Source organism: Niabella sp. CPT15-335-S11, assembly GCF_058792415.1.
The window spans coordinates 1005817-1020524 of sequence record NZ_JBYTEI010000001.1; the positions used below are offsets into that span (position 1 = coordinate 1005817).

The 14708-nt window shown below is 45.8% G+C and carries 12 protein-coding genes; 7 read left to right on the forward strand and 5 right to left on the reverse strand.

Annotation, left to right across the window (positions count from 1 at the left end; genetic code table 11):
* Positions 1 to 15 precede the first annotated feature (15 nt).
* From darH to AC3WS5_RS04025, 5 genes are all read right to left on the reverse strand, one after another.
* Positions 16 to 1035, reverse strand: coding sequence for a BtrH-related acyltransferase DarH (darH, locus tag AC3WS5_RS04005; protein ID WP_492465943.1), 1020 nt, complete (start codon positions 1033 to 1035; stop codon positions 16 to 18).
* 65 nt (positions 1036 to 1100) lie between these two features.
* A complete protein-coding gene (gene DarG / locus AC3WS5_RS04010; RefSeq protein WP_492465944.1) occupies positions 1101 to 1496 on the reverse strand; it encodes a flexirubin biosynthesis protein DarG in 396 nt (131 codons plus the stop codon).
* Between the two features lie 15 nt (positions 1497 to 1511).
* The gene (gene darB / locus AC3WS5_RS04015) at positions 1512 to 2660 is read right to left on the reverse strand and encodes a dialkylresorcinol biosynthesis protein DarB (protein WP_492465945.1); all 1149 of its coding nucleotides are present in this window, start codon (positions 2658 to 2660) and stop codon (positions 1512 to 1514) included.
* Positions 2661 to 2664: 4 nt separating this feature from the next.
* The gene (locus AC3WS5_RS04020; protein ID WP_492465946.1) at positions 2665 to 3573 is read right to left on the reverse strand and encodes a hypothetical protein; all 909 of its coding nucleotides are present in this window, start codon (positions 3571 to 3573) and stop codon (positions 2665 to 2667) included.
* 27 nt (positions 3574 to 3600) lie between these two features.
* Positions 3601 to 4086 (reverse strand): hypothetical protein, encoded by a 486-nt coding sequence (locus tag AC3WS5_RS04025; RefSeq protein WP_492465947.1) that lies wholly within the window; start codon positions 4084 to 4086, stop codon positions 3601 to 3603.
* Positions 4087 to 4249: 163 nt separating this feature from the next.
* Between AC3WS5_RS04025 and AC3WS5_RS04030 the strand changes: the two genes are divergently transcribed.
* From AC3WS5_RS04030 to AC3WS5_RS04060, 7 genes are all read left to right on the forward strand, one after another.
* Positions 4250 to 4753, forward strand: a complete 504-nt coding sequence (locus AC3WS5_RS04030; protein WP_492465948.1) for a hypothetical protein — start codon at positions 4250 to 4252, stop codon at positions 4751 to 4753.
* A gap of 275 nt (positions 4754 to 5028) precedes the next feature.
* Positions 5029 to 6288, forward strand: coding sequence for a DUF2062 domain-containing protein (locus AC3WS5_RS04035; RefSeq protein WP_492465949.1), 1260 nt, complete (start codon positions 5029 to 5031; stop codon positions 6286 to 6288).
* A gap of 23 nt (positions 6289 to 6311) precedes the next feature.
* Positions 6312 to 10175, forward strand: coding sequence for a 1-acyl-sn-glycerol-3-phosphate acyltransferase (locus tag AC3WS5_RS04040; RefSeq protein ID WP_492465950.1), 3864 nt, complete (start codon positions 6312 to 6314; stop codon positions 10173 to 10175).
* 166 nt (positions 10176 to 10341) lie between these two features.
* Positions 10342 to 11478 (forward strand): acyltransferase, encoded by a 1137-nt coding sequence (locus AC3WS5_RS04045; RefSeq protein ID WP_492465951.1) that lies wholly within the window; start codon positions 10342 to 10344, stop codon positions 11476 to 11478.
* Between the two features lie 334 nt (positions 11479 to 11812).
* Positions 11813 to 12637, forward strand: a complete 825-nt coding sequence (locus AC3WS5_RS04050) for an ADP-ribosylglycohydrolase family protein (RefSeq protein WP_492465952.1) — start codon at positions 11813 to 11815, stop codon at positions 12635 to 12637.
* 178 nt (positions 12638 to 12815) lie between these two features.
* Positions 12816 to 13313, forward strand: coding sequence for a hypothetical protein (locus tag AC3WS5_RS04055; protein WP_492465953.1), 498 nt, complete (start codon positions 12816 to 12818; stop codon positions 13311 to 13313).
* Positions 13314 to 13590: 277 nt separating this feature from the next.
* Positions 13591 to 14421, forward strand: coding sequence for an AbiJ-NTD4 domain-containing protein (locus AC3WS5_RS04060; protein ID WP_492465954.1), 831 nt, complete (start codon positions 13591 to 13593; stop codon positions 14419 to 14421).
* The last annotated feature ends 287 nt before the right edge of the window (positions 14422 to 14708 follow it).

The window sequence follows — 14708 nt, forward strand, 5'->3', positions numbered from 1 at the left end:
ACTAGCGTCTAAATACTAATGTCTCCTAATGAGCTGCTTCAGTTGCCGGAATGCCCTGGTCTCGAGCGCGGATATCTCAATGAGCAGATCGCCCATCTGATCATAATCTGCCTGCGTGTGCAGCCTGCCCTTATAGATTCCCGCAGCCTGGATAGCTGCCTCGCGCCATTTATCACCTGCTAGTGTAAATTGATTGGAGATATCGAATAATTCATCATCTTTCAGAAAGGCATGGGCCTCCTGCAGAAAAGCACCATAAATAAATCTGAATCCCCCACCTCCGGTTCCGATTTCTTCCTGCATACGTACAAGCTGGGCCAGATAGCTGCGTGCCTTAGCATCTCCCAGTTTGCTTTTCCATTTTTTTATCTGCCTGCCGGTATAGGCTATGCCACGGGTTCCTCCAAAATTCCCCGGAATTTGAAGCATATCCCTGCAATTTAGTTTGATACCTCTCACAATTGCCCTGCGTAATTGATCATCGTCGGGTTCCCGCAAATCATCGCCCGGATAATACAACTGTCCTGCAGGCGCAAAAGGCCCTTTAGCAAACCGCACCCTTTCCAGTTCATAACTGCTCATGGTCACAAGGTTCTCCATCACCGGATCGCTGATCAGGTATTGATCAGCCTCCTTATCCACTACGATGAGGTTATGCGCGTTAAAGTGAAAGCGGTATTCGGCAGGAAAATAAGTCAGGTAGAAAACGCCCACCTGGCAGGCAGTTGGTTTGCCTGCATCAAGTCTCGCGTCCAGATCCGCCATCGCCTTCCTATGATTGATATACTTCCTGCGGGTTACGGGAATGCCCAGCGACTTGCAGGTTCTCTTGAAAATCATCCCCGGCATCGTCCGGAATGAAATGGCTGGTCCGCCATTTATTTTCAGGAACGGCAGTTGAATGTAGAACAGTCCCGAACCGATCCCAAAGGCGAGCGGCTCGGTTATCCTGGAAATTCCATAATGGTGTAAGAGAGCCGTGGTAACCCCGTTTTCACAATGGGCCGCCTGCATATGCTTAAAACTATTCTTCATGCGTTGATGGGGTTGATGGATTGAGTCTGACAAATTCCGCGCTGGTTAACGGGGGCGCCCGGATGTCAAAACGGATTCTTTAGTTTATCAATACTGATACCAAATACGGTGGCATATTTTTGAAGTTTCCGATCAGACAGTTTTTCAAAAACCGAGGGAATCATATGACGGCGGATGGACCATTTCCAAAATCCGGTGTAAGCGGAAAGAATAGCCGGGTTCATGATTGATTTTTCCATGTAATACAGTACAGGGCTGGCTTCCCCACTGGTCACTTTCCTGGCGGCTTCGTCCACCTTTTTTTGCACGTCTTCCAATGCGATGTTCAGGGCCTCCGTTTTTACATCCCATCCTGTGCTTTGAGCCGTGGAATATTTTCCATCCTGATCAACCACATAGTTGACCTCCCGGGCTATACGTCCGAGTGCGCCATCATCCTGGGGTGTTTCTTCTTTTTTCATTTGACCGGAATTAGATTATACGGCTGTCAATAACGCATACATATAACTGAACCTTGAACTTTCGGGCACCAGCAAAAATATCTTATCCCCTTTTTTTAGTTTACCGCTATTGAATAATTCATCAACCATAAAATATACCGAAGCTGCCCCCACATTACCTACTTTGCTCAGATTCACAAACCATTTTTCGTATGGAATGTGATGTCCCAATTTGAGGTGTTCCTCATAGATCTTGTCTTTGAAAAAATTACTGCTCATGTGCGGCATGTAATAAGTGATATCATCGGGGTTCAGGCCTCTTCTTTCAAAAAGTTCAGGCAATATCTTTCCTCCAAGGGGAACAATATTCGGGCTCAGGAGTTTAACGTCCTGCTTAATGCTGAACACCGATTTGCTGCCCTGCTCCTGGTGATCATATTCATGGAAACTTGTCAGTGAGCCATCAGCCTGCTTTTCCGCACCCATGTACATACAAGCCTCCATGTGATCTGCGTAAGAAATTCCTTCCATCCATTCAATTCTGAGGCTGATACCGTCAGATGAAGGTTTATTGGCTAGCAGGAATGCTGATGCGCCATCGGAGAGCATCCAGCGCAGAAAATCTTTATCAAAACTGATATACGGATTTGCTTCAAGCGCCTCAAGGCGGTGGACTTCGTCCTCAAATTCACTGGCCACCAGTGAAGCAGAAAATCGTTCTGATCCGGTAGAAACTGCCTGTTGGGCGTCCCCGGTCTTTACGCTCATGTAAGCGTATTTCAGGGCGTGCATCCCGGCGCAGCAGACGCCGCTTGGCGAAACCACTTCAATCGAACCCAGTTCCGGCAACCATCCGTGTACCATGCAGGCATGTGAAGGCATCATTTGGTCGGGCGAGGAGGTACCACAGGAAAGCAGGTTGATTTGTTTAAATCCTTCGGGATCATTTTTAAACAATTCCTTAACAGCCTCAGCGGTTAACTGCGCGTTCGTATGCGTGGATTTACCCCCTTTTTCAAGGGCATAATATCTGTTGGTAATCGCATTATTCCGTAAAACTATTCTTCTTGATTTGGACGGCTTCCCATTTATATACCCAAGATACTCCTCCATTTCATCATTCGACACGGGACTGTTCGGAAAATAATGGGAAGTACGGATAATAAAAACTTCACTACTTGACATATCTCTATTTTAATGCAACACTTAAATAATAATCTTTTTGCTGTTTTATGCGTTTCTGCAAAAATGGTCTAAAAAAAATAAAATCGACAAATAAAATGACCGGGGAAGCTACCAGCAGAGCGATGGCCAGGTAGTACTTGTAAGCGACCAAAATCTGCTTTTTTCGCCCTGGAAATTTATCTATGATGGCAACCCATTTCCGGAAAATTTTACCCGCCTTTCGCTCGATAAACATTAGGGAGTATTTCACTTCCACGGCTCTAACGGCCACCAGTCCGGGCTGCAATTCATCCCAGGTCCCGGCAACCAGGTGTTTGTCAATGATCTTGCCAAAATCAGCAGCATTCCGGATATCTGCTTCCGACACGCCAGGTCTTGGAAAAATCCCCCATTTCCGATCTTTCCGGCCGGTACCCATCCAATGGAATATGGTCACATAACTGAGGTGATTCGGGTTCCTGTCAACCAGTGCGATGTGACCGGACAGCCTGGCGCCGGCATCTTTCAGTAACTTTTTGTTTCGCTCCATGGCATTGATCCACATATTCCTGCATCCTGATACCATAACAACCGGTGTATCTCTGATCAGTAATTTAAATTTTTCATCCTGCAGAATCGAACTGATAGGAATGCTGGGGGAAAGATGCCAGGGTTGCCAGCCCAGCACCACCAGGTCGTACTGCTCCCTGAGGGTCCGCCAAGGCTGAAGCTGGGTGGGTACGCCTTTCACGGCATCTGGGACGGTATCAAAAAAATCTGTCAAACTCCAGGGAAAAGGGAAAGGATCTTCGGGTCTCACCTCCATGAGTTCTACCTGATGTCCACGCTCAGCCAGGGGGCCTACAATCTGATCCAGAATCTGTTTCAATTGTCCCGTCTGTGAAAAATAGACAGCTAAGATATTCTTGCCCATGGAAAATATTTATAATATAAAATATGTTTAGAACAGACCCTGTAGCGCGCCCGGTTTCTTGCTGTAAACTGCGACATGCTGCCTTGTAACCGCGGGCATCGACCGGTAGTGATCTTTAATAAACCGGCTGTCTTCATGAATGTTTTTATTGTACCCAAGGGATCGGGGTGCATTCTCCTGCACCAGCAGCCTCAGAAAGCGATACTCAACATTTTCCGGACTTTGACCGATGGCTGTTTCCAGTTTTTTATGTCCCTGCCTGAACAGTGAAAGTCTTTTAGCCGGAACGGCGATAGTGGCAGAACGCCGCATTTGCATGGCTCCTTCAAAGGCTTCACCCTCCTGTGTGGAAATACTTTTCAGGGCTTTGAGTTGCTGCTCCATGACCGGCACCGAATTTCCGGCCATCGCGCTAAAAAACGCGTCTCTGTTGATGCCTGTTTGCCCATAAGCAGATATTAACATCCAACACATCAATCCCGAAAATATAATTGCGGCTCTACGATACTTCATGACAACAGGTGCAAATATAGAAAAAATCCAACCGGCAAACATAACGCCATCCGTTGTAAAAAGTTTGCTAAAAAAATATATTTCGCTGATTTTGAATAATTTGTGAAATGTTTTCATTGACGTGGTATGCTTTTTGCTATGGAACGAGTAAATTTATTACGAGATGAAAAAAATGACATTGGTGGTTGCTTTACTGTCCATTTTTGGACTGGTAAATGCGCAGAGTTCTTACAAACAAGCAATCGGTGCTCGAATTAGTACCCATGAAGAGTATGCGGCATTTGCTGCTTCCTATAAGTTTTTTGTATCAGAACCAGGAGCTATTGAATTGAACCTGGGTGTGGGTAATCGGCGGTATTTTGGCGACAGGGCGCCGGGGGTTAGTTTTGCTGGAACCTACCAACATCATTTTAACATCAGACCGGTAGCGGGTTTGAAGTGGTTTATCGGTGGTGGCGCAGTGGCTTTTAACTCTAAATCCAGTCATCCCGATTATGATGGTTTTGGCTTTGGCATCTACCCCACAGGCGGTGTGGATTACAAATTTGCGAATATCCCGCTTAACCTCACAGCCGATTTGCGACCAACGATCTTTCTGACGGCGCCAAATGCATATCCTTCCGTTTATGGAGGAGAAATTGGACTTGCAGCAAGATTTACCTTCTGATTTAAATACATTAATACCTTATCTGCTCCCCGTTCTTGCTTACAGAGGCGGGGATTTTTTTGATCTGATGTATGGTCTATATATCCCCAGAGGAAATATTTTACTGAGCTTTTGCCGGTCACAATCTTTGCGCTCGGAGATTTAACAACAGGAGAGATGGTGGTGATTAGCGATTATTTATGGTTGCCTTTGGAGATTTGAACCAGAATCCGCTGACTTCTTTTTAATGCCTTTGTATTTTGGCTTATTTTGCGGCGCGTTATTATCCAAGATCAGTGAAACCGCTACCACTTGTAAAAAACCCGGATATAAGCCGGATGATGGAGCAAATGAGCGTCTGCGTCATCATTCCCGCTTACAACAATGTGTCTACGCTTCCAGCGGTGGTCAGCGGGGCCATGCATTATACGCCCGATGTAATTGTGGTGAATGACGGATCAGATGACGGGACTTCTGAATTCCTGGCAGGTCAAAGCGAAATCCGCGTGATCACGCATTCTCGAAATCTTGGGAAGGGGGCGGCGCTGCGCCATGGTTTCAAAAAGGCTTTTGAATGGGGATTCAGGTACGCGATTACGATCGACGCGGATGGACAGCATTTTGCCAGCGATATCCCGGTATTCCTGGAGAAACTGCAGGAGTATGGTCCGGCGTTGATCATGGGCGCAAGAAATATGCAACAGGAGAATGTTCCGGGGCGGAGCAGTTTCGGCAACCGGTTCAGCAATTTCTGGTATAAAGTTGAGACCGGCATTGTCCTGCCCGACACCCAAACGGGCTACCGGTTATATCCCCTGACTCCAATCAGCCAGATGAACTTTTTCACGCGGCGGTTTGAATTTGAAATTGAGGTGATCGTCAGACTGGCCTGGGCAGGGGTACCGGTTGTGTCGGTGCCCGTGTCCGTTTACTACCCGCCGGCAGACGAAAGAGTCAGCCATTTCCGGCCGGTGAGAGATTTCAGCCGGATCAGCCTGGTCAATACGGTTCTGGTCGCCATTTGTTTTTTCTATATCTGGCCACGGAATTTCGTGCGCCGGTTTTATAAAAACAAGAACTGGAAAGCAGAACTCAGAAAACTCCTGTCCAATCCCGGTGAGAGCGACCTGACCAAAGTTAATTCCATTGCTTTCGGCGGCTTTATGGGCGTCCTGCCGATCTGGGGTTTCCAGTTGATCGTTGGGATCCCACTAGCTCATATCATGCGGCTGAACAAAGCATTGTTTATACTGGCTGCCAATATCAGCCTTCCGCCGATGATTCCACTGATCATTTTTCTTAGCTATGAACTGGGAAGACCCTGGATGGGTCACCGATCGGTGAATATCTCAATGAACAGGCATTTGACGCTTGACAGGATCGGGGCCAATATTGAACAATATATTTATGGAGCCTGCACATTGGCTCTGCTTACGGGCATTGCCTTGTGGCTGACCAGCTTTATAATGATAAGACTGTACCGCCGATCAAAAAGAAAAACCAATAACATTGGGCAAATCAGTAAAGAAGATAACGGTGATTTAAAACTGTCCTGACCAGGCCACGAGAGCGAAGAGCCATGCAAAAGATATTTGGATCCATATATAATTATTTCCTCAGGAACCGGCCGCTGATGTACGCGACATTCGCGCTTACGCTAGGAGCATTTTTACTTTTTGCTGCGAAGGTCAGGTTCATCGAAGATATCTACGCCATTATTCCGAAAGACGAAAAGACCTCGAAGCTTGCGCAGGTTTTTCAAAACTCGAAATTTGCGGATAAGCTAACGGTCATGATATCGCTGAAGGATACCGCTCGCGCCAACCCTGATAGTTTGGCTATTTATGCGGATTCGCTGGCACACCGGCTCAGCCTGTCCGCCCCCTCATATATCAAAAATATTCGCTATAAAGGTGATGAAGAACTGGCCTCGCAGCTTTTTCAGACCGTACAAGCGCACCTTCCTGTCTTTTTAAATGAAAAAGATTATGAGAAAATAGATTCGCTGATACAACCCCAAAAGCTTGCCCGGACCCTGCACACGGAGTCCAAACTGCTGATGGCCCCTATGGGCTTCGCATTCAAAGACGTCATCCTGAATGATCCCAGCGGTATTTCATTTATCGTGCTTAACAAACTGAAGACCCTGCAGGTAGATGAGAATTTCACCCTGCATGATAATCAGTATATCATTACAAAGGATAAGAAAACGATCCTAATGTTCATCACGCCTGTTTATGCCGCGGGCAATACCGGAAAGAACAAAGTGCTGATCGGGCATCTGGATGATGCCATCGGTTCCCTTGCTGCATCCGGCTTCCGCCAGGTGGACACGCAATACTTTGGCGGAGCAGTGGTGTCGGAAGGCAATGCATCTCAGCTTAGAAAAGATACACTGCTTACGCAGGGAATCACCGTGTTGTTCCTGATTGTTTTCATCAGCCTGTACTTCCGTCGCAAAAGGGCACCTTTGCTCATACTGATTCCGGTTGTTTACGGATCAGCGATGGCGCTGGCTGCCGTTTGGTTTATCAGGGGTAGTATTTCGGTCATCGCTCTGGGGACAGGGGCCATTGTACTTGGTATTGCCGTCAATTATTCCCTGCATGTATTCAATCATTTCCGTCACACCGGTGATATGCGAAAAGTGGTTCAGGATCTGGCTACACCCCTGACGATTGGCAGCTTTACCACCATTGCGGGATTTTTTAGCTTGAAGTTTGCCACCTCCGATGTGCTGCGCGATCTGGGCTTATTTGCAGGATTCAGCCTGATAGGCGCTGCACTTTGCTCCCTGATTTTTTTACCCCATTTTGCCGGAAGGATCGAAGGACATGCGGAGGGTGAATCCTGGTTGGATAAACTGGCTACACGTAAGGGCGAACGGCAAAAATGGTTGGTGCTGATCATTTTGGTCCTGACCGTCGTGTTTTATTTTTTCGCCGGAAAGGTGGGATTTGAGGCCGATATGATGAGCCTGAATTATATGCCGGCGAAACTGAAAAAAGCCGAGCAGAAACTCAATCATATCAGTGGTGCTGCAACAAAGTCGGTTTACCTGGTCACGGATGGCGCTAACCTGGATGATGCCCTGGCAAAGAATGAAGCTGTGCAGGACGAAATTGATAAACTTAAATCAACTCATCTCATAGCCGCGTCTTCGGGGGTTTCGATGCTTTTTATTTCGGATGATCTGCAACGCCAACGCATCCGGCAATGGGAGCAATACTGGACGCCCGATAGAAAGCAACGCGTGCTGGCAAATATCCGGAAAGCTGGGGCTGAAGCGGGTTTCAGTGCCGAGGCCTTCAGCAATTTTGAAAAGTTGCTCAACACCCGATTTGTTCCGGTAGATAAACAGGCACTTGAATCTGTGAAGAAAAATTACCTGGACGATTATTTCTCAGAGAGCAAGGGTCAGGTTTCTGTAACTACCTTGCTGAAAGTTCCTGAGCAGCATAAACAAAAAGTGATCAGTCTGCTTGAGCGCGAACCTGGAGCCACTGTTTTGGACCGTCAATACCTCACGGCCCGTTTCACCGAAATGGTGAGTAACGACTTTAACCGGATCGCCTGGATCGTATCACTCATGGTGGCGATAGTTCTCTTCCTGACTTTCGGGCGACTGGAACTGATGCTGATGGCCTTTATTCCCATGCTGTTCAGCTGGGTCTGGATCCTGGGTATCATGGGTATCGCCGGAATCAAATTCAATATTGTTAATATTATTGTATCTACCCTGATCTTCGGGCTGGGCGATGATTACAGCCTTTTCGTGATGGATGGACTGATCAATGAATACAAGACCGGGAAGAAGAACCTGGATTCTTTCAAGTCCTCTATTTTACTGTCGGCCGTCACTACAGTTGTGGGGCTCGGTGTGATGGCTTTCGCCAAACATCCCGCCCTCAGATCGATCGCTTTTATTTCCGTAACGGGTATCCTGTGCGTGGTCATTATGGCCCAGGTGCTGATTCCATTTTTTTTCAATATGGTAATCAGCAACCGGGCCTCGAAGGGTCTGCATCCCTGGACCCTGTGGAGCTGGGGGCGATCGGTATTTGCCTTTTTTTATTTCGGGCTGGTGAGCCTTCTACTGACGGCGTTGGGGTTGGTTCTGGTGAAGCTGCCGGTATTGGGCCGGGAGAGAGGGAAGCGAGTTTATCATAAACTACTTTCGGGATTTTGCTGGTCCGTGGTCTATCTGATGGCGAATGTCAGAAAACAGAAAATAAATCCATGTGGTGAAAATTTTGATAAACCGGCGGTGGTTATTGCCAATCACCAGTCGTTTCTGGATATTCTCATGATGGCGATGCTCAGCCCGCGGCTGATTCTGCTGACCAATCGCTGGGTTTGGAAATCGCCGGTTTTTGGCTGGGCGATCCGGATGGCGGATTTCTACCCCGTGGCTCAGGGCGTCGAGAAAAGTGTGGAGTTGCTGAAAGCAAGGGTAGATCAGGGTTATTCTATTGCAGTTTTTCCGGAAGGTACGCGTAGTTCTGAGGCGCCCATGAAGAGATTTCATAAAGGGGCTTTTTATCTCGCGGAAAAATTAAACCTGGACATAGTCCCGGTATTGCTCCATGGCACGGGCTATACGATGTCGAAGGGCGATTACCTGCTGAAAAACGGACAGCTTACGGCCCAATTCCTGCCAAGAATTGAATCCGGCGATCAGAGTTGGGGTAATAATTATCAGCAGCGTGGCAAACGAATATCGGCCTACTTTAAAGAACTATACCGGCAACTCGCCGAAGAGCTGGAGCAGCCTCGGTATTTCAGGGAGCGGCTTGTCTCCAATTATATGTATAAGGGTCCGGTGCTTACAGGTTATTTAAGGGTGAAAGTGAGGCTGGAAAAATATTACCAGTTGTTTCATGAGCTGTTGCCGGTTGAGGGAAAGATCCTGGACCTGGGTTGCGGTTACGGGTTCATGGTGTATATGCTATACTGGGCCAGTCAAAAGCGGAGACGGATAACTGGAGTGGATTATGATAAGGAGAAGCTGGAGACAGCAAACCGTTGCTTTAGTAAAACCAGTGATTTGCAATTTATTTATACCGATATTACGCAGTTTGAACCGGAGAAAAGCGATGGTATCGTTATAAGTGACGTTTTACATTATCTCGTGCCGGATGAACAGATCAGGCTGATTCAGAAATCGATCGAAGCCCTGCTGCCCGGGGGCGTGCTGATCATCAGGGATGGTGACAGCGATTTGGTGCAGAAGCATCAGGGAACGAAATTGACTGAATTTATCTCTACCCGGTTACTTTCTTTCAATAAAACGGCGAATGATTTGCATTTTGTTTCAGGAACGCTGATTCGTGAAATAGCGGACCAGTACGGGCTTTCGCTTGAGGTCATCGATCAGACCAGGTTCACGTCTAACCTGATTTGGGTGCTTAGAAAACCGGCGGAAGAAAAAAGCTGGCGATAAGATCCGTGCTTCAAGTTCGGCGGGGTTAGCGATTTGAGAAGGGGTTGTGTTGCCAGCGGTAGGTACGTTAGTTATATTATTCAATAATTCTGTCTCTTCTGTACGGAGCGCAGGCACCGCAAGCAGACACGGTTGTTATTTTATTCAACAATTAAAAAAATATTGTATGGAACAAGTTAAGCGAAAGAACATCGGCTGGATCGATTTATTACGTGTGATGGCTATTTTTCTGATGGTCGTGTCTCATTCCTGCGACGGGTTTGTGTCGCAGTTTGATAAAGACCGCGGTGCTTTTCTGTCCGGCGCGCTGACGGGGAGTTTCGTAAGGACGTGTGTACCGCTGTTTGCGATGATGTCGGGGGTGTTGTTATTTCCTGTTCGGATGGATATGCGGTCGTTTTATAAAAAGCGGATTGGCAGGATCATTTATCCGTTGATATTCTGGAGTCTGGTCACGCCGTTGCTTTTCTTTATCTATTTTAATTTTATCAACCCCGCGACGGCCAATCCCACTGTGGATTTGAAGGGTCACGCGTTAGCGGCTGCGCTGACGAAAATGTATAGTTTTGTTATCAATTTTAATTTCGACACTACGCCGCTCTGGTATCTGTACATGCTGATAGGCTTGTATTTTATTATCCCTGTTTTTGGTGCCTGGCTGGATACGGCTGACCGGAAAGAAGTGCGGTTATTCCTGTTGCTCTGGTTCATTTCGCTGTTCCTGCCCTATGTGCAGGTGGTTGCATCTGCTTTGGGATTTACCGGCAATTACGGCAGTATGGCTATACTGGGTGAATCTTTCTGGAATAAATATGGTACTTTTTACTATGTATCCGGTTTTATCGGGTACCTGGTGCTGGCGCAATATTTGGTACGGTATCCACCGGAATGGAGTTGGAAGAAAATGCTATCGATCTGTATTCCGGTTTTTCTCGCCGGATATTTTATCACGGCTTATGGATTTTTGTTTACCCAGTCGCGCTTCCCGGGGAAATACGAGTACCTTGAGATTGTTTGGTACTTCACGGGGATCAATGTTTGCATGATGACGGTGCCGGTATTTTTGATCTTGCAGAAATGGAATATTCGTTCCTCGCCGCTCTTGTCAAAGGTAGCCGGGTTATCCTTTGGTGTATTTCTGTGTCATTTTTTAATTGTGCAGATAGCCTATGATGTGTTTGATCACCCGGCTCTTCCCAATATGTTAAGGATTACGGGAATGGCCATATTCAGTTATGCGGTCAGTTTGGGGATCATCTGGCTGCTGGACCGCCAGCCGGTGATGAGAAGGTTTATTCGATGAGGTGGGGCAGATGGTTATTGTGAAATTTTTGGGCGAAGAATTTTTCATGGGCAACATACTGGGTATGCGAAAGTTTTTTTTTGGCTTAACCGAAGTGGCAGGCATTGCCTGCCAAATTAAGTTGTTAGCAAATAGCAGCGATTGTGTGCAGGATATCTGTTTGTGTTGATGATCCCTGAATACGACCAGCCAGACCTGGCGCCAAGTTTGTTTTTGTCAGGTTTATGAATGAATCGTAATTTAGTGCCCTTTGATGAGAAACGAAGCTTTGACATAGAAAGCAACCAGATTTAATAAGGCATTTTATTTGCTAAAAATGAAATAGACGTCGATAATGTTAGGATCAATTATTGGAGACATTGTAGGCTCCAGGTTTGAGTTTCAAAACTACCAGACCGGGGAGATCACACTTTTTACTGAGGAGTGCAATTTCACCGATGACAGTATTTGCACAGCCGCGACCATGGAATGGATCTTGAACGGTGATCCGTTTATGCCCTATGAAAAGTTTTTGCGGGCCTGGGGGAGGCGTTATCCCAATCCGATGGGAGGGTATGGTGGAAGGTTCGGAGCTTGGCTTTTTAGTGATGAGCCAAAGCCCTATGGGAGTTATGGCAATGGCTCTGCGATGCGGGTCTCCCCGGTTGCTGCTGTCTATCCCAGAACACCTTTCTTTATCAGGAACATCATGGAGCTCGCGAGGGAAACGGCGGAGTGCACCCACAATCACCGGGAGGGCATCAAAGGTGCGCAGGCTGTGGCGCTTGCCATTCATTTATTTTATTGTGGTAGATCGAAAGCTCAAGTAAAAGAATCAATTGAAAATATATTTGGTTACGTGATGACCGGATCGATCGCGGAGATCAGGGCAGGCAACAGTTTCAACGAGACTTGCCAGGTCACTGTTCCGCAGGCGCTTCAATGTGTTTTTCTGGCGGATAGTTTTGCCGGGGTTATGGAGAACGGCATTAAAATCGGCGGCGATACGGACACCATCTGCGCGATAGCTGGCGGCATCGCGGAGGCTGCCTTCGCCATCCCGGATGATATCATCAAACAGGCAGTAGAGTTTATGCTGGAGGATTTGCTCACGATACTGAAAGAGTTTTATCGGACATTTAAGGTGAGTGATCATTATTTGGAGATCTTGTCGGCGTGAGGTGGGTATCTTCTTTAGAAGATGTTATGGGTCTTAATGTAGGAGCGACGAAATCGGGACTGACATAGTATTAGCCCCCGATAGTCTTGATGCGCGTTAATTATTCGTCTCACATTCTGAAATTGTTGTATCTTAGGTCCAGATTAACTAATTATTGTTTGACCTAAAAACGATGCTTATGACTCCTGTCTTTATCCTGCTTGGCGTGTTGGTATTGATTGTGTACCTAGCTTTGAGGAATAAGAAGAGATTAATTGCGGATCTTAAAACGAATGGATATGACCTAAAGTCACAGACTATTGTTGGAGATTTTATGGGTGGACATCCTGACATCGACGACAGCATCAAATCGGCCATGATGTTTTTCGCAGATGACAAACTTGCGATATGTGATAAGTCTATAAAGATAAAAGGGAGTATTTTAAAGGATTCGATAAAAGATGTCATACTGGAAGATGCTACTACATTTGGGAAAAGATTATCGCTTGGGCGGATAGCACTTGTCGGTGTTTTTGCGTTAGCATGGAGAAAGAACAGCAAAAATGAGAATTCTTACCTACTAATTGAGTGGAACGATGGAAGATTTGATCATACAAGCTCGTTCTTATTTGAAGGCGGTGGATCTGTCCAAAGCTCCAATGCCGTAAGGAACAAACTTATAAGATGGCTAAAATAGGAAGTTTTTTTGCGGAGATTATAGTGATCCCCATTCAAACGTAATGTATCTTGGATTCAGAAAAAGGTTATTCTACTCCGCAAACAATCCGTTTCTGTTGCAGGTTAGTCTCAAACGTATTCTTGGATACACTAAAGTCATATAAAAATACGAGTGCGTATATATTCATATAATGTTTTTTGCCCTTATTCGATTGAAGAGCAGGTAATTGTATATTATTGTTAGTTTGTTTTAAAACGTGGGTATGCGTATATTTGAGAGTTAACTGCAACTTATCATGAAATTTTCTGAACGCTTAGGGCATCAGCCGGTACGGACCCAATTACAGATTGAAAGCATCGATGACGCTTTAAAGAACTCTTTATGGTCTGCCTACTCAGAGGTATTCCTAAAGAAACTTTCAAACGAAGAACATGCCGGATATCAGTTGGGTAAGTATGTAAGACGTTTATGGTTTCGATTCTTCAAACTTCCATTGGACACAGCGCCTACTTATGACAGTGGTTTTGTTCTTTTAGATAGTCTTCTGGAACATTTACGGGAATTTTTCTTGAATAACAGAAATTGGTACGACCCGTACGACATTTTACAATTCTCGGTTGAGTATGCTGACAAGGGATTTGTGACATTTGTAAATGAAATTTTAGAAAGGGAAAAATCGGGGTATCGTTTTGTAAATGGAGAATTAATTCAAATAACATCAAAGGTTGAAAAAGATGAAATAGAACAGGCAATTAACGGGACTCAGAGTATCGATGCGGTTAACTCTCACTTGAATGCAGCTCTTAAGGAGCTCGCCGCTAAAACAAATCCAGTATATCGCAATTCGGTAAAAGAATCAGTAAGTGCTGTTGAATCGATTTGTAAGATATACGTCGGCGACAATAAAACTACTTTGGGGGAGGCATTGACAAAGCTCGAAAAGGAAGGTTCGATACACCCGGCGCTGAAAAAATCATTTTCAGCATTGTATGGATATACAAGTGACAGCAGTGGAATAAGACATGCTCTAATTGAGAATGATAGACATGTAGATTTTCATGAGGCAAAATTTATGTTAGTGACATGCACAGCGTTTATTAATTATATACTTAGCAGAATGGGTTAAGCTGCTGCTAATATTTCATTTGCGAGATGTCGGCTGAACTACAATAGCTAAGCACCCTGAAAGTAAATCGAGAAAATATGCTAGTTACATCCCGTTTTGGGCTTAGAATCTTATTTGATCGTTATTTGATGGCAGGGTGCTATTCGTACTGCAAAATGTTGATTGTCAGGGTATTTTTATTTGATGGTCATTTGATAAAAGTGGCTAAATGATCGAAACTGTTATAACAAGAACAGCATTTATTAGCCCTGCATCAAAAACGGCAGGGTGGGGCGTTGTAGAAGGCT

Excerpts from the sequence above, each read along its gene's own strand:
- AC3WS5_RS04040 (WP_492465950.1), top strand. The coding sequence starts at position 6,312 with ATGCAAAAGATATTTGGATCCATATATAATTATTTCCTCAGGAACCGG.
- AC3WS5_RS04030 (WP_492465948.1), top strand. The coding sequence starts at position 4,250 with ATGAAAAAAATGACATTGGTGGTTGCTTTACTGTCCATTTTTGGACTG.
- AC3WS5_RS04060 (WP_492465954.1), top strand. The coding sequence starts at position 13,591 with ATGAAATTTTCTGAACGCTTAGGGCATCAGCCGGTACGGACCCAATTA.
- AC3WS5_RS04050 (WP_492465952.1), top strand. The coding sequence starts at position 11,813 with ATGTTAGGATCAATTATTGGAGACATTGTAGGCTCCAGGTTTGAGTTT.
- DarG (WP_492465944.1), bottom strand. The coding sequence starts at position 1,496 with ATGAAAAAAGAAGAAACACCCCAGGATGATGGCGCACTCGGACGTATA.
- darH (WP_492465943.1), bottom strand. The coding sequence starts at position 1,035 with ATGAAGAATAGTTTTAAGCATATGCAGGCGGCCCATTGTGAAAACGGG.
- AC3WS5_RS04055 (WP_492465953.1), top strand. The coding sequence starts at position 12,816 with ATGACTCCTGTCTTTATCCTGCTTGGCGTGTTGGTATTGATTGTGTAC.
- AC3WS5_RS04025 (WP_492465947.1), bottom strand. The coding sequence starts at position 4,086 with ATGAAGTATCGTAGAGCCGCAATTATATTTTCGGGATTGATGTGTTGG.
- AC3WS5_RS04045 (WP_492465951.1), top strand. The coding sequence starts at position 10,342 with ATGGAACAAGTTAAGCGAAAGAACATCGGCTGGATCGATTTATTACGT.
- darB (WP_492465945.1), bottom strand. The coding sequence starts at position 2,660 with ATGTCAAGTAGTGAAGTTTTTATTATCCGTACTTCCCATTATTTTCCG.
- AC3WS5_RS04020 (WP_492465946.1), bottom strand. The coding sequence starts at position 3,573 with ATGGGCAAGAATATCTTAGCTGTCTATTTTTCACAGACGGGACAATTG.